The sequence below is a fragment of the Bradyrhizobium sp. CCBAU 21365 genome, assembly GCF_015291305.1.
Classification (GTDB): Bacteria; Pseudomonadota; Alphaproteobacteria; order Rhizobiales; family Xanthobacteraceae; genus Bradyrhizobium; species Bradyrhizobium elkanii.
Window position 1 is genome coordinate 7,547,831 of sequence record NZ_CP030036.1, and the last position, 18,489, is coordinate 7,566,319.

16 protein-coding genes and 1 pseudogene are annotated in these 18,489 nt (G+C 65.5%); 7 read left to right on the forward strand and 10 right to left on the reverse strand.

The features are described from left to right. Window positions 1-228: 228 nt before the first annotated feature. Window positions 229-1,614, forward strand: a complete 1,386-nt coding sequence (locus XI02_RS35455; RefSeq protein WP_194483259.1) for an ISNCY family transposase — start codon at window positions 229-231, stop codon at window positions 1,612-1,614. 194 nt (window positions 1,615-1,808) lie between these two features. Here the strand turns inward: XI02_RS35455 and XI02_RS35460 are convergent, their stop codons facing one another. The 8 genes and pseudogenes from XI02_RS35460 to XI02_RS35495 all read right to left on the reverse strand — a co-directional run bounded on the left by XI02_RS35460 (window position 1,809) and on the right by XI02_RS35495 (window position 8,916). After that, window positions 1,809-2,591 (reverse strand): SDR family NAD(P)-dependent oxidoreductase, encoded by a 783-nt coding sequence (locus tag XI02_RS35460; RefSeq protein WP_016846184.1) that lies wholly within the window; start codon window positions 2,589-2,591, stop codon window positions 1,809-1,811. Between the two features lie 85 nt (window positions 2,592-2,676). Continuing rightward, a pseudogene (locus XI02_RS35465) lies at window positions 2,677-3,045 on the reverse strand (DUF1932 domain-containing protein); the annotation flags it as partial. Window positions 3,046-3,050: 5 nt separating this feature from the next. After that, window positions 3,051-3,920, reverse strand: a complete 870-nt coding sequence (locus tag XI02_RS35470) for an ABC transporter substrate-binding protein (protein ID WP_172647059.1) — start codon at window positions 3,918-3,920, stop codon at window positions 3,051-3,053. 19 nt (window positions 3,921-3,939) lie between these two features. Next, window positions 3,940-4,677, reverse strand: a complete 738-nt coding sequence (locus tag XI02_RS35475) for a TetR/AcrR family transcriptional regulator (RefSeq protein WP_172647058.1) — start codon at window positions 4,675-4,677, stop codon at window positions 3,940-3,942. A gap of 59 nt (window positions 4,678-4,736) precedes the next feature. After that, entirely contained in the window at window positions 4,737-5,642 is a 906-nt protein-coding gene (locus tag XI02_RS35480; RefSeq protein WP_172647057.1) for an SMP-30/gluconolactonase/LRE family protein, read from the reverse strand. Window positions 5,643-5,650: 8 nt separating this feature from the next. Next, on the reverse strand, window positions 5,651-6,721 hold the full coding sequence (locus tag XI02_RS35485; protein ID WP_172647056.1) for an aldose epimerase family protein: 1,071 nt from the start codon (window positions 6,719-6,721) through the stop codon (window positions 5,651-5,653). A 2-nt stretch (window positions 6,722-6,723) separates the two neighbouring features. Next, window positions 6,724-7,653, reverse strand: coding sequence for a Gfo/Idh/MocA family protein (locus tag XI02_RS35490; RefSeq protein WP_172647055.1), 930 nt, complete (start codon window positions 7,651-7,653; stop codon window positions 6,724-6,726). Window positions 7,654-7,890: 237 nt separating this feature from the next. Then, window positions 7,891-8,916, reverse strand: a complete 1,026-nt coding sequence (locus tag XI02_RS35495; protein WP_172647054.1) for a histone deacetylase family protein — start codon at window positions 8,914-8,916, stop codon at window positions 7,891-7,893. Between the two features lie 181 nt (window positions 8,917-9,097). Between XI02_RS35495 and XI02_RS35500 the strand changes: the two genes are divergently transcribed. Beyond that, window positions 9,098-9,709, forward strand: coding sequence for a TetR/AcrR family transcriptional regulator (locus XI02_RS35500; RefSeq protein WP_016846177.1), 612 nt, complete (start codon window positions 9,098-9,100; stop codon window positions 9,707-9,709). 3 nt (window positions 9,710-9,712) lie between these two features. Here XI02_RS35500 and XI02_RS35505 read toward each other — a convergent pair whose 3' ends face one another. Together XI02_RS35505 and XI02_RS35510 are read right to left on the reverse strand one after the other, a co-directional pair. Beyond that, window positions 9,713-10,663 carry a fatty acid desaturase gene (locus XI02_RS35505; RefSeq protein ID WP_172647053.1) on the reverse strand — a complete coding sequence of 317 codons (951 nt, stop codon included), beginning with the start codon at window positions 10,661-10,663 and terminating at the stop codon, window positions 9,713-9,715. A 14-nt stretch (window positions 10,664-10,677) separates the two neighbouring features. Then, entirely contained in the window at window positions 10,678-11,709 is a 1,032-nt protein-coding gene (locus tag XI02_RS35510; RefSeq protein ID WP_172649085.1) for an alpha/beta fold hydrolase, read from the reverse strand. Window positions 11,710-11,946: 237 nt separating this feature from the next. On the opposite strand from XI02_RS35510, the gene XI02_RS35515 reads away from it, so the two are divergent. The 5 genes from XI02_RS35515 (at window position 11,947) to XI02_RS35535 (ending at window position 18,400) form a co-directional block, all read left to right on the forward strand. Beyond that, a complete protein-coding gene (locus XI02_RS35515; protein WP_172647052.1) occupies window positions 11,947-13,284 on the forward strand; it encodes an MFS transporter in 1,338 nt (445 codons plus the stop codon). 275 nt (window positions 13,285-13,559) lie between these two features. After that, window positions 13,560-14,465 (forward strand): LysR substrate-binding domain-containing protein, encoded by a 906-nt coding sequence (locus XI02_RS35520; protein ID WP_028333278.1) that lies wholly within the window; start codon window positions 13,560-13,562, stop codon window positions 14,463-14,465. Between the two features lie 126 nt (window positions 14,466-14,591). Beyond that, the gene (gene kdgD / locus XI02_RS35525; protein ID WP_172647051.1) at window positions 14,592-15,533 is read left to right on the forward strand and encodes a 5-dehydro-4-deoxyglucarate dehydratase; all 942 of its coding nucleotides are present in this window, start codon (window positions 14,592-14,594) and stop codon (window positions 15,531-15,533) included. 43 nt (window positions 15,534-15,576) lie between these two features. Next, window positions 15,577-16,932 carry a glucarate dehydratase gene (gene gudD, locus XI02_RS35530; RefSeq protein ID WP_172647050.1) on the forward strand — a complete coding sequence of 452 codons (1,356 nt, stop codon included), beginning with the start codon at window positions 15,577-15,579 and terminating at the stop codon, window positions 16,930-16,932. 19 nt (window positions 16,933-16,951) lie between these two features. Next, a complete protein-coding gene (locus tag XI02_RS35535) occupies window positions 16,952-18,400 on the forward strand; it encodes an aldehyde dehydrogenase family protein (protein ID WP_016843486.1) in 1,449 nt (482 codons plus the stop codon). The last annotated feature ends 89 nt before the right edge of the window (window positions 18,401-18,489 follow it).

Below are 18,489 nucleotides of genomic sequence, written 5' to 3' on the forward strand. Positions count from 1 at the left end.
ATCCGCACCCGTCATCGCCCGGTTTCAACCGGGCGATCCAGTACGCGGCGGCCCATCGGCTCAAGCACGGCCGCCTCTGGAATACTGGATCACCCGTATGCGCGGGTGGTTATTGCGAGATTTCTGAATAATCGAATAATACCACCAATTTGCCCGACGCGTCAAGTGGCCTGGTCGAACGTGTCAGTAGCTCGTGATCTGTCGCCTGTTTGTAGCTCGTGAAGTGTCGTGTTTTCGGTGCCCCGGAACAAAGGGGGCACGATGGGCACGGCATCCATTCACGAGGGAGTACGACGGATGCGGTTTTCAAGTTTGTTGGAGCGGACGGAGGCCAAGGAGCTGACGCAGGAGGCGGCTGCAGAGGTTCTGGGGATCAGCGTGCGGACATTTCAACGTTGGGCAGAACGCTACGAGGCAGAGGGCGATGACGGGCTTGTCGACCGGCGGATGGGTCGGCGCTCGCCACGGCGAGCGCCGCAGGAAGAACTTGAGCGGATGCTGGGGCTGTTCCGGGACAAGTACGCGGACTTCACGGTGAAGCATTTCCACGAGCAGCTGCAAAAGCGGCATGGCTATATGCTGGGCTATACGGTGACCAAGCTAGCCTTGCACGCGGCGGGGTTGGTGCGGAAGGCGCCGAAGCGTTCGGCGCACCGCAAGAAGCGCCCACGCCGGCCGCTTCGGGGCATGCTGCTGCACCAGGACGGATCGCGCCACGTCTGGATCGAAGGTCTTCCCGCGAGGGACCTGATCGTCACGATGGACGATGCGACCAGCGAGGTCTACTCGATGGTCCTGGTCGAGGAAGAAGGAACGGCCTCGACCTTCCAGGCCTTGCGCGAAGTGATTGGCGAGCATGGCCTGTTCTGCGCGCTCTACACCGACCGCGGCAGCCATTATTTCCTTACCCCAAAAGCTGGCGAGAAGGTCTCGAAGACGCAACAAACCCAGGTGGGACGGGCTTTGTCGCATCTTGGGATCGAGCATATCGCAGCCTATTCGCCGCAGGCGCGCGGGCGCTCCGAGCGGCTGTTCGGCACGTTGCAGGATCGGCTGCCGAAGGAGCTGCGGCTGGCCGGGATCACGACGCTCGAAGCTGCCAACGCGTGGCTGAAGGCGCATTACATCGCCGGGCACAACGCCGCGTTTGCGATCAAGCCCGAACAGGAAGGCACGGCATTCGTGGCCGACCGGCATGAGGCCTGGCGCGAGGCGCTGTGCGTGATCGAGGAGCGAACCGTCGCCAACGATAATACCGTTGTATGGAACGGTCGGCGGCTGCAGCTGCCGCAGAGCCGGCTCAGGCCTCACTTCGTCAAGGCTGTGGTGCGGGTACATGAGTATCCCGATGGCACCGTCAGCGTGTTCCTCGGACCGCATCGGTTGGCAATGTTTAGCGCCAACGGACAGCAGATCAGCCCCGACGCGCCCCAGCCTGGCAGCGTGCTCGGAGCCGTCAAGGACAAGCCCTTGCGGGCGCGCAAGCGCGCGTCCTTGACCGCTCCTGCGCGCGCCGCCGGCAAGATCGCGCGGGTCGGGGCGGAGAAACGGGCTTCAAGTCGAACAAAGAAACACACCCGCAGGGCTAAAACCGCCGCAACAGCCGTGGCATGATCAATCAGGGAAAGCCGTCCCCGCCTTCCGGCTCCCCTGCAAATCTGAAACGAAGGCGACAGATCACGAGCTACAAAAACACGACATCTTCACCCGCTACGGACAGTGCAGTGTCGAGGGCCGACAGTCGCCGGCTTACTTTGCATGGGGTTGTTTTCGATATTTTGGCGGTGTGCGCGCGATTGAACCAGCCCCTACTTCTTCTCGCTGACTGGCACCGTGTAGTTCAGGATCAACCGGCCGCCGTCGGGATAGATGGTCTGGCCGGTGATGTAGGAGGCATCGTTGCTGGCGAGGAATGCGACGACGGAAGCGACCTCGCTCGGCTCGCCGCAACGGCCGGCGGGGGTGCGCGAGAGCACGCTGCGCCGCGCGTCCTCCGACGAGAAGATCGCCGTCGCCACCATCTCGGTCAGGATCGTGCCGGGCCCGACCGCCACGACGCGAATGCCGTGCGGCGCCAGCGCGACGGCCGCCACCGAGGTGAGCTGCTTCAGCGCGCCCTTGGACATCGCGTAGGTCGCAAGCGAGGGGATCGCGAGCAGCGCGTTGACCGAGGACATGTTGATGACGACGCCGCCACTGCCCTGCGCAATCATCTGGCGCGCCGCGGCCTGGACGCCGAAGAACGCGCCCTTGAGGTTGATCCCCATCACGTCGTCGAATTCGGCCTCGCTGATGTCGAGGAAGTCGCGGTTGCGCGCGACGCCGGCATTGTTGACCATGACGTCGAGCCGGCCGAACTCCTTCACCGCGTGAGCTACGATGCGGTCGACATCGGCGCGCTTGCTGACGTCGGCTTCGACCGCCCGCAGCTGATCGATATGTCCGAGTTCCTGGGCGGTGTGGACGAGCCCTGCCGCGTCGACATCCGAGATGACGACCCTGGCGCCATCGGCCAGGAAGCGCGCCGCGCAGGCCTTGCCGATGCCGCGTGCCGCGCCGGTGATGGCGACGACCTTGCCGGAATTCTTCATGGGAGTGCCTCCAGAACAAACTGTTCATGGAGCAATAGCGCATTGCGCGCCGGCAGGGAACGCGGCGGATTCTCCGGGCGAGAGCTCAGGACTTGATGCGCGCGAGAATCCGGTCGGCCTCGGTACGCCAGTCGGCGCTGCGGGCGAAGTCCGGCGTTCCCCTGGGTCCGAACACGCCCTCATCGGCAAGATCGGCGACCCAGCCCTGCCGCTCGGCGGTGCCGGAGGCGGACCATGGCGCCAGCCCGGCCTCGCGCACGGTCTCGGCCACCTCGCGGACCTCCTCGGCGCGCCGGCGGCCGTGCTCGATCACCCGCTGAAAGAAATAGGCGCCCTGCTTCTCCCAGTCGATCGACGGAAAGGTCTCCTTGAGCGAGGCGAGCACCGCATCCTTGACGCCATAGCCGCGTGCGGTGGTGAAGCTCTCGATCACCATGGCCTCCAGCCCCGAGATTGTCATCAGTTCAGGTCCCGTGTTGTGTCGTCGAACAGCTCGTCGACCGTGACGCGCCGGGGGATCAACGCCTGCTGCACGCAATAGTCGATCATCAGTTCGAGCGGCTTGCGGTTTGCCGCGACGCCGAACGGCACCAGGTCCGGCATGCCGGGCGGGCCAGCCTCCGCCTTGCCGCGCTTGAGCAGATCGTACAGGCTCCGCACCACGTCCGGCCGCGATGTCGCGAGCCGCGATGCCACCACCACCAGATGATTGACCGGCACGACGCCGTGCCGCGCATACCACCGCGCCGCCTCAGCGGCCGGATCGGCAAACAATGGCTTGAACGCCGGATCGCTCGAGGTCTCGCCCAGCACGGCATCGAGCTCGCCGTCCCTCAGCATCTGGATGATGGTCTTGCCCTTCGGCGCACGTTCGGTGCTGTCGACATATTCCGCGACATGCGGCTCCTCGAACGTGACCCAGTTGATGCTGTCGAGGTTCACGCCATGGTCGTTGGCAAGGATGCCGCGCATCCATGCCCCGGTCGTGGTCGTGAACGAGCGGATGCCGACCCGCTTGCCTTCGAGATCGGCGGGCACGAGCGTGCCGCGGTCGGCGCAATAGAGCGCGTGGCCGTGCTGGAAGCGGCCGACCATCGCCGCCGGCAGCAGCACCAGCGGCTTGCCGTGTGCCCTTGCCATCAGATAGGTCACGATCGCCATCTCGCAGACGTCGAATGCCTGCTCGCGCACCATCGGCTTGAACGCGGCGTTAGTCGGCGTGAATCCGGTGAAGTCGAGATCGAACAGCTCGGAGCGAAGCTGGCCGTTCTTCACCGCCCGGATGTGCGGATGATTGCCGAGCACGGCGCGTAGCCGAAGTTTCTCCATCGCGACAGGCTCCGGAGTTTCAGGTCACCACTCGCCCTGGATTTGCGCTCGGCACCATGCGCGGCCCGGGCGCCCCTGCGTCGAGCGGCGCGGCCTGCAACGCCGCGACGGTGGCGCGCACCAGTTCCTCGATGGCGTGGCCGGCATCGGTGCCGTCGGCGCTGCCGCGCGACAGGCGCGTGACGCGCTCCGGCGTCACCAGCGTGTAGTAGAGCGCGCCGAGCAGGAAGTGGCTGCGCCAGACCAGATCGGTACGCGGAATATGCGGCAGGCTTTCATGAATCGCGTCGATGAAGGCATGGCTGGTGTCGTCGAAGGTCTGCGCGATGATCTTGCGCACGACCTCATTGCCCTCGGCCGACATGATCGCACGCAACCGCGTGAACCGCGTTCCGCCACCGGCAAGATCGCTGCCGGACGTAAAGGCCGGCAACACATAGGCGCGCACGATCGCCTCGAGCCGGTCCTGCAGATCGCGCACCCGCCGCGCCGCCGCCAACAGCTCGGAGCGCCGGCGGTTCATCGGGCCGCAATGGCGCCGATAGATTTCCAGCAGCAGGCCGTCCTTGGTCCTGAAATGATAGGTCACGCTGCCCGGATTGGCGCCGGCGGCCTGCGCGATGTCGCGCACCGAGACGGCGTTGAAGCCGTAGGTCGAGAACAATTCCTCCGCCGCGGCGAGGATCGCCTCGCGCATGTTCGGCTTGCGGGTGCCGGCGGCGGCCTTCACGTTAGACTTGGCAGGTTTGCGGACCATATTTGTACTATCGTCCAAATAATCCGGTCGCGTCAACAACGCTGCGCTGCACGCATCCGTCAGGATAGTTTGACGTCAGGCTCGGCGCGACCGCGCGCGGCCGCCTCGAGCAGGAACGTCCTGCCATGCTCGGGATCGGCCGCACGCTGCGCCTCATCCATGTCCTGCCAGGCCGTGGTGACCAGCACGCGCGAGAAGTCGCGGCCGACGAATGCCGGGCAACTCGATTGCCTCGCCGGTACGCGCAGCGAACGCAGATGCCGGCCGGCGGGATCGTAAACGTCGACGCATCCGCCGCCCCAGCGCGCGTTCCAGATCATCCCGTCGGCATCGACGATCGCGCCGTCGAGCCCGCCGCTGCCTCGATGCCTGATCAATACGTTGGCCTCGCCGACCGGCAGTCCTGTTGATGGATCGAGCGGCACGCGATGCAGCACGTTGGTCGCGGTATCGGCGAAATAGCCGATGTCGCCCGCGGGCGAAAAGCAGATCGCATTCGGGATGGTGATCCCGGGATACAGCCGCACGATGCGGCCCCGGTGCAGCGCATAAATCGCGCCGGCGCCCTGCTCGGCATGGCGCCCCATGGTGCCGAGCCAGAACGTGCCCGACGGATGCACACGCGCATCGTTGGAGCGCGTCAGCGGATTGTCGGCCTCCAGCGCGGCGAACAGCTCCAGGCGGCCGTCGGCAACGTGCCGGACGTAAAGTCCATCTTCGGTCAGGATCAGCTGCCGCTCGCCGTCGATCCGCGCCAACGCACTCGCCATTCTCGGCAATGCGTGAATGACGGTGCGGCCACCTGCAAATCGATGCTCGAACAGCCGGCGCTCGCGGATGTCGAACCACCAGGCGATGTCGGTCGCCGCATCATAGGTAGGGCCTTCGCCGAGATGGCACCGCTCCGCCGACAGCACCAATGTCGGCACCTCTTCCGTCAGCGGCTCGGCGGCACGGTCGGTCATGGCGTCACTCACGCGGTTGAGAAGCGGTAGACGATGCTGCGCCGATAGAGCTGCCCCGGATCGAGCCGCGCCGACGGGAAGTCGGGCCGGTTCGGCGTATCAGGCCAGGCATGCGGCTCGAGACAGAGCGCGTCGGACTGCCGGTACAGACGACCGCCCTTGCCGGCGGTCGAGCCGTCGAGGAAATTGCCGGAATAGAACTGCAGTCCCGGCTGATCGGTGAAGAGCTCCATCACGCGGCCGCTGTGCGGCGCCTCGAGGCGCGCGGCCAGGCGAAGATCCATCCCTAAGGCCAGGCAGAAATTATGGTCATAGCCGCGCCCGAGCCGCAGCTGCTCGTCGTTCATCCTGATCCGCGCGCCGATGGCCGTGGGCTCGCGGAAGTCGAACGGCGTGCCGTCGACCGGCCGCGGCGGGGCCGGAAGCGGGATCGCGGTGGCGTCCACCGCGAGGAAATGGTCGGAAGCGATCGTCAGGCGGTGATCGAGGATCTCCATGCCCGAGCGCGCGCCCTCGAGATTGAAGAAACTGTGATTGGTGAGGTTGAGGCAGGTCGGCCGGTCGGTCGTCGCCTCGTAGGTGACCGAGAGCTCCATCGGACTGCGCACGCGCCAGGTCACGCGCGTCGCGAGATTACCCGGATAGCCCTCCTCGCCATGCGGGCTCTCGCGCTCCAGCACCAGCGTCGGCCCCGGATCGTCAGATAGTTCAACGATCCGCCACAGCTTGCGATCAAAGCCCTGCAGGCCGCCGTGCAGCGCGTTTGGACCGTTGTTGGCGTCGAGCTGCACGGTCTCGCCATCGAGCACGAAACGCGCGCCGGCGATCCGGTTGGCGTAGCGGCCGATCGTCGCGCCGAAGAATTTGCGCTGTGCGAGATAGCCGTCGAGCTCATCGTGGCCAAGCACGATGTCGTCGCAAGTCCCGTCACGATCCGGCGCAAGCAGCGCCTGCAGTGTGGCGCCGAAAGGAAGGATGGCGGCCTCAAAACCATGTTCGCCGCGCAAGATCACGCGCTCGACCACGGTGCCGTCGTGCAATTTGCCGAAGGGGGCGCGACCGATGCTGGCTGATGTCATTGTCAGTCCTCGAACGCCTCGACGAGGCGCCGTCGCCCCAGCATGAAGCTATCGGCCACAAGCTGCAAGGGCGCGAGATCGACATCGGATTTTCCTTCCGAGGTCAGCGCGACGAAACGGCGGTACAGCGCGGGATATTCGTCATTCGGCGCATCGACCACCAGCCTGTTGCCATCGCGCAGCTGCCTTCCACCTTTCGACAGCGTCACAGGTCCGGCATCGGTCTCGCACAGGATGTCCCAGCTCGGCGATCCGGTCTGGCGGAAATCGAATTCGGCGTGAATTGGCAAGCCGCCTGCGTCGGAAAGTTCGATCTCTGCCGCAATCGGCGCCTCCCGATTGGAGGGAAAATCCAACGCAGCACTCCTGACAAAGACCGCACGCGGCAGGATCTCGGTCAGGATCGACAGCGCGTTGATGCCGGGATCGAACACGCCGAAGCCACCCGCCTCGAAGATCCAGGCCTGGCCCGGGTGCCAGACGCGCACGTCTTCCTTCCAGATGATGGTCACCTTGTTGATGGTGCGTCCCGCGAGCAATTGCCGCGCCGGGCCGACCGCGGCCGCATAGCCCGAATGCCATGCGGCAAACAACGTCCGGCCCGCCTCCTGCGCGGCCGTGATCAGCGGCGTGAGTTCGCTTAACGTCGTGCCCGGCGGCTTCTCCAGCAGCACATGCTTGCCCGACGCGAGCGCGGCGGCGGCCTGCGCATGGCGCATCTGCGGTGGCGTACACAGCGCGACCGCGTCGATCTCCGGCCCGTCGCGCAACAGCTCCTGCAAATCGCGGAAATGCGGCAGGCCGGGCGGAGTCTTCACGGGATCAGCCACCGCAACGAGAGCCACGCCTGACGTCTTCGCGATCGCAGGCACGTGCTGCCGGCACGCGATCTCGCCATAACCGACGATGGCGATGCGAAGCAGGTCACTCATGGCCGTCCTCGCGTTGCTGTCCACCTGGCCGGCTGAAGCCGCCAGGCAGAATCATAAGCCAGCGCCGAATACCGATGGCATGATGTGATTTTGGTTACCAACACGCAAGTCCACGACGCTCTGTTGCGCGCCTCGCGGCCGGGGCATCGGCTTTGATCAATCAAGGCCGATGCGCCAGATTCCCGTTTTGACGGGCTTTGTTCGCGCGGACCGGTCACCGCTTCGCCCGAAATTGCGCTAGCATGCGGCCTCAAACCCGCCGAGCACCGCCGTCAGATTGGCACCGAGGATGTCAGAGAGATAGCCGCCCTCCTGCACCAGCACCGTCGGCAGCCCGAAGCGGGCCAGCCCCTCGCCGATGCGGCGGAAGCCGTCGGTGGTGACGGCGAGACCGGCGAGCGGGTCCTTCTCGGAGGCGTCGAGACCGAGCGCTACCACGAGCGCGGTCGGGGCGAAGGAGCGGATCGCCTTCTCCGCCGCTGTGAGCGCCTTCATGTAGTCGTCGTCACCGGTGCCCTTGGCGAGGGGAATGTTGAGATTGGTGCCGAGGCCGCCTCCGGCGCCGCGCTCATGCGCATGGCCCCAAACGAAGGGGTAGAAGAACGACGGATCGGCGTGGATCGAGACGGTGAAGACATCGCCCCGCTCATAGAAGATGCCCTGCGTGCCGTTGCCGTGATGCACGTCGACGTCGAGGATCGCGACGCGCTCATGCTTCTGGCGCAGATGCTCGGCCGCAATCGCGCTGTTGTTGAGGAAGCAGAAGCCGCCGGCGAGGTCGCGATAGGCGTGGTGGCCGGGCGGACGGCACAGCGCGTAGACGGCGTCCTCGCCGTCCAGCACCATCTGCGCGGCGCTGACCGCGACGTCGCTCGCGGCGCAGGCGCCGGCCCAGGTGCCGGGACCGATCGGGGCCGCGGTGTCCATCGTGTGCCAGCCGAGCTTGCCGACGATATGAGCAGGGTACGTACCGGCATTGCGCACGGGGTGGATGTTCGCGATCATCTCCGGTCCGGCATTGCCGAGCGCCGACCATTCGTCCCAGGCGTCCGCGAGAAAGCTCAGATATTCCGGACTGTGCACGCGCGCCCGCGGCCCCTGCCCGAATCTGGTCGGCTCGATCAGCGTGTGCTTGCCGGCCTTCAGGCCCGCCAGCAGGCGGTCGGCGCGTTCGGGCTGCTCGGTGGTACGCTGGACCACACCGCGGACCAGGAAGAATTGCGGATCATGGCTGCGGTGCAGATCACTGTAGACGGCCTTCACGGGGACACTCCTGTTGGATCGGCGGCTGAGCTGGACAGAGCGAGGGCAATGTGCCGCACGCAAGCTTTGGCTTGCGCGTTGTACACTATCAGCGACGGCGACGGTCTGAAACCGAGCGCGATTTCATGCTATGCCCGCATGCAGCGCAATGATTGAAAGACGCAGGACGCGAAGTCCGGCCATGGCCAGCGGCAAGACGGAGACAGAGGAAGCGGCAACGGGGCGGCGCGGGCGGCCGCGCTCCGCCGCGACCACGGCCGCGATCCTGGAAGGCGCCTATCAGCTGATGGCGACGACCGGCCTCGCCGCGACCACCATCGACGCGATTGCCAGACATTCCAACGTCTCGAAGATGACGATCTACAAATGGTGGCCGTCGCGCGAAGCGTTGCTGATCGATGCCTTCCTCGACCAGGCCTCACGGGCCGTGCCGCTGCCTGAGGCGGGCAATCCGGTGGCCCGCATCCGCCGCCACGTTGCGACCTATGTCGAGGCGTTGCAGGGCGAGTTCGGCCGGGTGCAGCTCGCCGTGATCTCGGAATGCATCTCGAAGACCGGCACGGCGGAGCTGTTCTACGAGCGTTACCTCGGCCTGCGCCGCAGCAAGATGCTGGAGATCATCGCCGCCGGCCAGAAGGACGGCAGCATCGGCGCGCCGGGCGTCCCCGGCGATATCTATGACGCAATCTACGGCAGCCTGTTCTATCGCTACGTCTTCGGCATCAAGCCGTTGACGCCGGCCTACGCCCGCAATCTCGTCAATCTGGTGCTGCGGCCCCGCGCGGACGCTTGACTATCAAGCAGAGCGCTGGCGCTGACGGCGGAACCAGGCCCAGGTCTCGCGCGTGACGGCCCGGTAACTGCTGCCGCGATACACGATGTGGCCATCGACGATGGCGTTCAGCTTCGGCAGCGCATGGAACGGCACCGTGGGATAGGCGTGGTGCTCGACATGGTAAGGCATGTTCCAGGCGAACCATTTCATGATCCGGCCAGTCATCGTTGTGCGCGTGTTCTCGAACGCGCTCCGCGTCCGCTCGCAGCCGGTGTGCTCGGCATAGAGATAGGGGCGCAGGATGAGCTGACCGGCCAGGAGCGGCACGATCCACACCCAGAGCAGGATCGCACTGTGCAGCGCGAACGATGCCGCGAGCAACAGCAGATAGCCCGCGAGATAAAGCCGCGCCTCCAGCACGATCGAGCCGCGCTTGGGCTCCGGAATCCACGGCACGACCACCTTTCCGGTGACTGCATGCCAAAACATCAGGCGGATGCGAACCAACACCTGCAGCAGTCCCGAATAGGCGATCGCGAGCTGGGTGTCCGACGCGGGCTTGGGGCCGACGATCAGCTCCGGGTCTTTCTCCGGATCCTGCGTGTAGCGGTGATGGTCCCAGTGAAACAGGCAGTAATATTGGTAGGGCAGTCCGATCATGAAGGCGGACAGATTGCCGACGACAAGGTTGAGCACTGGACTGCGGAACGCCGTCTTGTGCGCGGTCTCATGCACCACCATGAACAGGAACGCGACGAAGTAGCCCTGCACGGCAATCAGCGGCAGCGCCCATGGCAGATCGTAGCGCGATGAGATCAAGGAGATCAGCGCGCCGACGATGACGATCATCCCGTAATGGCTTGCCGCGCGCACCGCGCCGGCAAGGTTCGACTTTGTCGACAGATCGCGCAAGGTTAGCGGGCTGAGCGGCTTCAGGCGGGGTCCGACGTCACTGGTCTCTGCGGTGCTCATGGTCGTCTCACCTGTCAGCGTTGCAGCAGCGCCGAGATTTCGGCGTTGATGAAGGCGCGGTCTGCGGCGTTGTTGGCGGGATTGCCGGCCCGGTGCCCATGGATCGACGGAATCGCGTGCAGCGCGGCCGAGCGCGCGTTGACCAGGCGGCCGAGTTCAGCCTCGTTGTCGCGCGGGTCGAAATAGCGATCGGTACGACCCGGCATCAGCAGGATATGCGCCTTGATCGCGGCCAGCGCCCGGTCGAAGTCGCCGCCGAATTGATCGCAACGGCTGATATCGCCGGCCTGCCAGATCGCGATCTGCGCCAGCAGATCATTCGCATCGCGCCGTGCGAAGGCACCGTCCCAGGATCCCGCGAGGTAGTCTTCCAGCGAGTTAAAGCCGGCCGCGCGCCAGACTTCCTCGCGATAGAACTCATGCGACATCGCCCAGCCGGCATAGACGCGCCCCATCGCACGAAGGCCCGCCGCGGGCTTGCTGACGAAGCGGCCGTCCCGGTAGGCCGGGTCGGCGGTCAGCGCGGCCTTCACGCCTTCGAGGAACACATGATTATACGGCGAGCACCGCGCGCTGCCGCAAACCACGGCTGCGCGCTCGACCATGTCGGGATATCGCGCGGCCCAGTGATAGGCCTGCATGCCGCCCATCGACCAGCCATAGACCAGCGCGAGCCTGGTCACGCCGAAGCGCTCGGCCAGCAGCCGCCGCTGGATCGCGACCGCGTCATGATAGGTGAAGGCAGGAAACGGCGCGCCGCCGAGCACCTCGGCCGAATTCGACGGCGAGGACGACAGGCCATTGCCGAACAGATTCGCGATGACGATGAAGTAGCGCCCGGGATCGAGCGCGCCGCCCGGCTGCACCAGCCATTCGATGTCCGCGTGCTGTGCGGCAAACGACGTCGGATAGAGGATGACGTTGTCCCGCGCCGCGCTCGGCGTGCCATAGGTCTTGTAGGCGAGCCTCAGTTGCGGAAACACGGCGCCGCCCTGCAGCGTCACATCACCTGCCTCGAACACCTCATAGTCGCGCGGCGTGGTCATCGGCATTCGACCTCGAGCAGCCGGGCGCAATGCTGCGCCCAAAATAACTGTACTAATAGTACAGTAAATACGAAGTCCTGGCAATAGCGGCAAAGAAACCCTGGCAATAGCGGCGAAGGTGGAATGACACCCAGCCGATCCATTCAAAATCGGTATGGATCAATACCCGTTTCGGCTTGGACCCATTGTCGTCATCTCTCTAGGACAGACCCCGAGGAAATTTTCGAGGAGGCGCTAATGAGCGCAATTGTGTCCGCCGCAGACACGCGGCGATCCCGCGTCCGGCTCTTGATCGTGACGATGCTGTTTCTCGTCACCACCGTGAACTATGCCGATCGCGCCACGCTCTCGATCGCCGGCCCCGCCCTTTCCAAGGAACTGCATCTCGATCCCGTCGCGATGGGCTACGTGTTCTCGGCGTTCGGCTGGTCCTATGTGGTCGCCCAGGTGCCGTGCGGCTGGCTGCTCGACCGCTTCGGCTCCAAATGGGTCTATGCGCTCAGCATCATCGTCTGGTCGATCTTCACCGCGATGCAGGGCCTGGTCGGGTTCCTCTCCGCGGGCGCGGCCGTGGTCCTGCTGTTCGGCCTGCGCTTTCTGGTCGGCATCGCCGAGGCGCCGTCATTCCCGGCCAACGCCCGCATCGTCGCCTCTTGGTTCCCCGGCAATGAGCGCGGCAGCGCCTCGGCCTTTTTCAATTCGGGGCAGTATTTCGCTACCGTGATCTTCGCGCCGCTGATGGGCTGGATCGCCCATGAGTATGGCTGGCGCCATGTGTTCTACGTGATGGGCGCGCTCGGCATCGTCATGGGCATTGCCTGGATCAAGACCATCTACGAGCCGAAGGAGCACCCCGCGATCAACGAGGCCGAGTTCGACTACATCAAGCAGGGCGGCGCGCTGGTCGACATGGACGCGACGAAGGACGGCAAGGCCCATGACGGCGGCCCGCGCTGGGACCACATCCGCCAGCTGCTCGCCAACCGGATGATGCTCGGCGTCTATATCGGCCAGTATTGCATCAACACCCTGACCTACTTCTTCCTGACCTGGTTCCCGGTCTATCTGGTGAAGGAGCGCGGGCTGTCGATCCTGCAGGCCGGCTTCGTCGCGACCTTGCCGGCGCTGTGCGGCTTTATCGGCGGCGTGCTCGGCGGCGTGATCTCGGACCATATCCTGCGCCGCACCGGCTCGCTGACCATGGCGCGCAAAATCCCGATCGTCGGCGGCATGCTGCTGTCGATGTCGATCATCGCCTGCAACTATGTCGACGGCCAGGCACTGGTGGTCGGCTTCATGGCGCTCGCCTTCTTCGGCAAGGGCATCGGCGCGCTCGGCTGGGCGGTCGTCTCCGACACCTCGCCGAAGGAAGCCGGCGGGGTCTCCGGCGGTCTGTTCAACACCTTCGGCAATCTGTCCTCGATCACCACGCCGATCATCATCGGCTACATCCTCGCCGCCACCGGCTCGTTCAACGGCGCGCTGGTGTTCGTCGGTGCCAACGCGCTGGTCGCGGCGATCGCCTATCTGTTCATCGTCGGCGAGATCAAGCGGGTGCAGCTGAAGGCGGCCTGAAGGCGATGGGTCATGCGACGGCTTATCCCCCTCATCCTGAGGAGCCCGCGCAGCGGGCGTCTCGAAGGATGCAGGCCACAGACCGGGCCTTCATGGTTCGAGACGCGCGTTCCGCGCTCCTCACCATGAGGGTCTGAGATTTTCGAAACGCGGAACGGCGGCTTCGGCCGCCGTCTTTGTCTCTTTGTTTGTCTGCTTTTTGTCTTCTTGGCCAGTGGGAGGCATCGATGCTAGAACGTACAAATCCCCGTTCGATCCATTCCGGGTTAGCATCGATGTTCGACCTGAGCCAGCTCCGCTGCTTTGTCACGGTGGCCGAGGAATTGCACTTCGGCCGCGCCGCGGCGCGGCTCAACATGACGCAACCGCCGCTGAGCCGGCAGATCCAGGTGCTCGAGCACATCATCGACGCGCCGCTGTTGGAACGCACCAGCCGCTCGGTGCGGCTGACGCCGGCCGGACGCAGCTTCCTGCCCGAGGCGCGGCGCATCCTCAAGCTCGCGGAATCCGCCTCGCAGGTTGCCCGCCGCATCGCGCTCGGCAAGACCGGCTCGCTCAAGATCGGCTTCACCGCCGCGGCCGCCTACGGCTTCCTGCCCGACCTGATCGCGGCCTGCCGCTCGCGCCTGCCCGAGGTCGATTTTTCGCTGAAGGAGATGGTCTCCGGCGATCAGTTCGAGGCGCTCACCACCGGGCAGATCGATGCCGGCCTGCTGCGCCCACCGATCGCGCGGCCGGAATTCGCAAGCCGGCGCGTCGTGGCCGAGCCGTTGCTCGCCGCGATCCCGAAGAAGCATCCGCTGGCCGCGGCCGAGACCGTCAGCATCAAGGATTTCGACGACCAGCCTTTCGTGATGTATTCGCCCTATGAGGCGCGCTACTTCCACGATCTGCTGGTGTCGATGTTCACGCGCGCCGACGTGCTGCCGCGCTATGTCCAGCATCTCAGCCAGATCCATTCGATCCTCGCCATGGTGCGCGCCGGGCTCGGCGTTGCGATCGTGCCGGAAGCGGCCGCGAGCCTGAAGATCGCGGAGGTCAAGCTGAAGCCGCTGAAGCTGCGATCACCCGTGCCGGTCGAGCTGTTCATGGTGTGGCGGCGCGATCACGAGAACCAGCTGCTGCCTTCACTGATCGAGATCGCAACCGAAATCGCAGCGCCGCATCTGCGCGGCGATTGATGCAGATTGCGCATCGCTCGATACCGCGTTTGGCTTGGACGCGCATCGAACCATTCCCTAGAAATTCCGCCATGGACGCGCGCTGCTCGCGCATCCCGTTCCCAGAAACATTCAAGGAGTGGCGCCATGAGCAAGATGACCCCTCAGGAGATGGCCGCCAGAATCGGTGGCGGCCTCCTGTCCTTCCCCGTGACCCCGTTCAACGCGGACTATTCGTTCGACGAGGCGACCTATCGCGCCAACATGGACTGGCTGTGCGGCTATGACGTCGCCGGCCTGTTCGCCGCCGGCGGCACCGGCGAGTTCTTCTCGCTGACGCCGAGTGAAGTTCCCCACGTCGTGAAGATCGCGGTCGACGAGACCAAGGGCCGCGTTCCCGTGCTGGCCGGCACCGGCTACGGCACCGCGATCGCGCGCGAGATCGCTGTTGGCGCCGAGCAGGCCGGCGCCGACGGTCTACTGCTGCTGCCGCCCTATCTGACACATGCCGAGCAGGACGGCCTTGCGGCGCATGTCGAGGCGGTGTGCGCGTCGGTCAAGATCGGCGTCATCGTCTACAACCGCGACAATGCGATCCTGCAGCCCGATACACTGGCGCGCCTCTGCGAGCGCTGCCCGAACCTCGTCGGCTACAAGGACGGCATCGGCGACATCGAGCTGATGACCCGTGTCCATACCCGGCTCGGCGATCGCCTGACCTATATCGGCGGCCTGCCGACCGCGGAGACCTTTGCCCTGTCCTATCTCGACATGGGCGTCACCACCTATTCGTCGGCTGTGTTCAATTTCGTGCCGGAATTCGCCACCAAATTCTACGCCGCGGTGCGCCGGCGCGATCATCAGACCATCCATGCAGGGTTGAAGGATTTCATCCTGCCGCTGATCGCGATACGCAACCGCAAGAAGGGTTATGCGGTGTCGATCATCAAGGCCGGCATGAAGGTGATCGGCCGCTACTCCGGCCCGGTGCGGCCGCCGCTCACCGATCTCACCGCGCAGGAGACCGCCGAGCTCGCCGCACTGGTGGCCAAGCTGCCGCGGGCCGCCGCGCAGCAGGCGGCAGAATAAGCTGAACGGCCGCGAAAACAGCAAAGAACGAAGGGAGGAGCAGATGATCCAGGACACGATCCGCACCGGCTTTGCCGGCGCACCTGTTGTCACGGCGATGGAGGTGATCCCGGTCGCCGGCCGCGACGGCATGCTCCTCAATCTGAGCGGCGCGCATGCGCCGTTCTTCACCCGCAACCTCGTTATCCTCACCGACAACTCCGGCCACACCGGCGTCGGCGAGGTGCCGGGCGGCGAGAAGATCAAGAAGACGCTCGAGGACGCCCGCGACCTCGTCGTCGGCCAGACCATCGGCGCATGCAACAACATCCTGGCCTCGATGCGCCAGGCCTTCGCCGATCGCGACGCCGGCGGCCGTGGCAAGCAGACCTTCGATCTCCGCGTCACCATTCACGCGGTCACCGCGGTGGAATCTGCGCTGCTCGATCTGCTCGGCCAGCATCTCAATCTCCCGGTCGCAGCGCTGCTCGGCGAAGGCCAGCAGCGCACGAGCGTCGAGACGCTCGGCTACCTCTTCTTCGTCGGCGACCGCAGGAAGACCAGCCTTCCCTATGTCGAGGGCGAGACCGGCAAGCCCGACTGGTTCGATCTGCGCCATCAGGCGGCAATGACGCCGGAGGCGATCGTGCGCCTCGCCGAGGCGACGCAGGCGCATTACGGCTTTGCCGACTTCAAGCTCAAGGGCGGCGTGCTCAGGGGCGAAGAGGAGATCGAGGCCGTCACCGCCATTGCAAAACGCTTTCCGAAGGCGCGCGTCACGCTCGACCCGAACGGCGCCTGGTCGCTCGACGAGGCGATCCGGCTGTGCAGCAACATGCATGGCGTGCTCGCCTATGCCGAGGACCCTTGCGGCGCCGAGGCCGGGTTCTCCGGCCGCGAGATCATGGCCGAGTTCCGCCGCGCCACCGGGCTGCCGACCGCAACCAACATGATTGCGACCGACTGGCGCCAGCTCTCGCACGCATTGCGGCTTGGCGCGGTCGACATTCCGCTCGCCGATCCGCATTTCTGGACCATGCAGGGCTCGGTGCGGGTGGCGCAGACCTGCCGCGACAACGGCCTGACCTGGGGCTCGCACTCCAACAACCATTTCGATATTTCGCTGGCGATGTTCACCCATGTCGGCGCTGCCGCGCCCGGCAAGGTGACCGCGATCGACACCCACTGGATCTGGCAGGACGGCCAGGCGTTGACGCGCCAGCCGCTGCAGATCAAGGGCGGCAAGATCGCGATCCCGGATCGGCCGGGCCTCGGCATCGAGCTCGATCGCGGTGCCATCGAGGCCGCGAACGCGCTATACAAGCAGCATGGTCTCGGCGCCCGCGACGACGCGCTGGCCATGCAGTTCCTGATCCAGGGGTGGACCTTCGACGACAAGCGTCCCTGCCTCGTGCGCTAAAAAAAGAAAGGTTGGAAACATGACCGCTCACCAGAAGAACTTCATCGCCGGCGAATGGGTCGACGGAACAGGCATCACACGGGACATCAATCCCTCCAACACCAAGGATGTGGTCGGCGAATACGCCAAGGCCGACAAGGCGCAGACCGAAAAGGCGATCGCCGCGGCGAAGGCCGCATTCCCGGCCTGGGCGCGCTCGACGCCGCAGGAGCGCTTCGACGCGCTGACCAGGATTTCCGTCGAAATCCTCGCCCGCAAGGAAGAGCTCGGCCGCCTGCTCGCCCGCGAGGAGGGCAAGACGCTCCCCGAGGGTATCGGCGAGGTGGCGCGCGCCGGGCAGATCTTTGCGTTCTTCGCCGGCGAAGCGCTGCGGCTGATGGGCGAGAAGGGCGCATCGGTGCGCCCCGGCCTCGACGTCGAGATCACCCGCGAGCCGGTTGGCGTCGTTGGTATGATCACGCCGTGGAACTTCCCGATCGCGATCCCGGCCTGGAAGATCGCGCCGGCGCTCTGCTACGGCAACGCCGTCGTGTTCAAGCCGGCGGAGCTGGTGCCGGGCTCGGCGCACGCGCTGTCCGAGATCATCGCGCGTTCCGGCATTCCCTCCGGTGTGTTCAACCTCGTGGTCGGCTCGGGGTCGGTGGTCGGCCAGACCCTGCTCGATCATCCCGACGTCGCCGCGATCTCGTTCACCGGCTCGGTTCAGACCGGCCGCAAGATCGCGCAGGCCTGCGTGCTCTCCAATCCGATGAAGAAGTTCCAGCTCGAGATGGGCGGCAAGAACCCGCTGGTCGTGCTCGACGACGCCGACGTGAAGGTCGCGGTCGAGGTCGCCGTCAACGGCGCCTATTTCTCGACCGGCCAGCGCTGCACGGCGTCTTCGCGCCTGATCGTCACAGCAGGAATTCACGATCGCTTCGTCGCCGCGATGACCGAGCGCATGAAAGGGCTCTCCGTGGACGACGCGCTGAAGAGCGGCGTGCATGTCGGCCCGGTCGTCGACCAGAGCCAGCTCGACCAGGACCTCCGCTATATCAAGATCGGCCAGGACGAAGGCGCCCGCCTGCATTGGGGCGGCGAGCTGCTCAACCGCGAGACGCCCGGCTTCTATCTGCAGCCGGCGCTGTTCACCGAGGCGACCAACCAGATGCGCATCGCGCGCGAGGAGATCTTTGGCCCGGTCGCCTGCGTGATCCGCGCCAAGGATTATGAAGAGGCGCTGGCGATCTCCAACGACACCGAGTTCGGCCTCGCCTCGGGCATCTGCACCACCAGTCTGAAATACGCCTCGCATTACAAGCGCAACAGCGAGGCCGGCATGGTGATGGTCAACCTGCCGACCGCCGGCGTCGACTACCACGTCCCGTTCGGCGGCCGCAAAGGCTCGAGCTACGGCGCACGCGAACAGGGCGCCTATGCCCGCGAGTTCTACACCACGGTGAAGACGGCTTACACCTTCCCGGGCTGAAGCAGTTGAAACAGAGTGCAGCCGCGTAAGACGCTGCGCCCCCTCTCCCGCTTGCGGGGGAGGGTTGGGGTGGGGGCTCTCTCCACGAG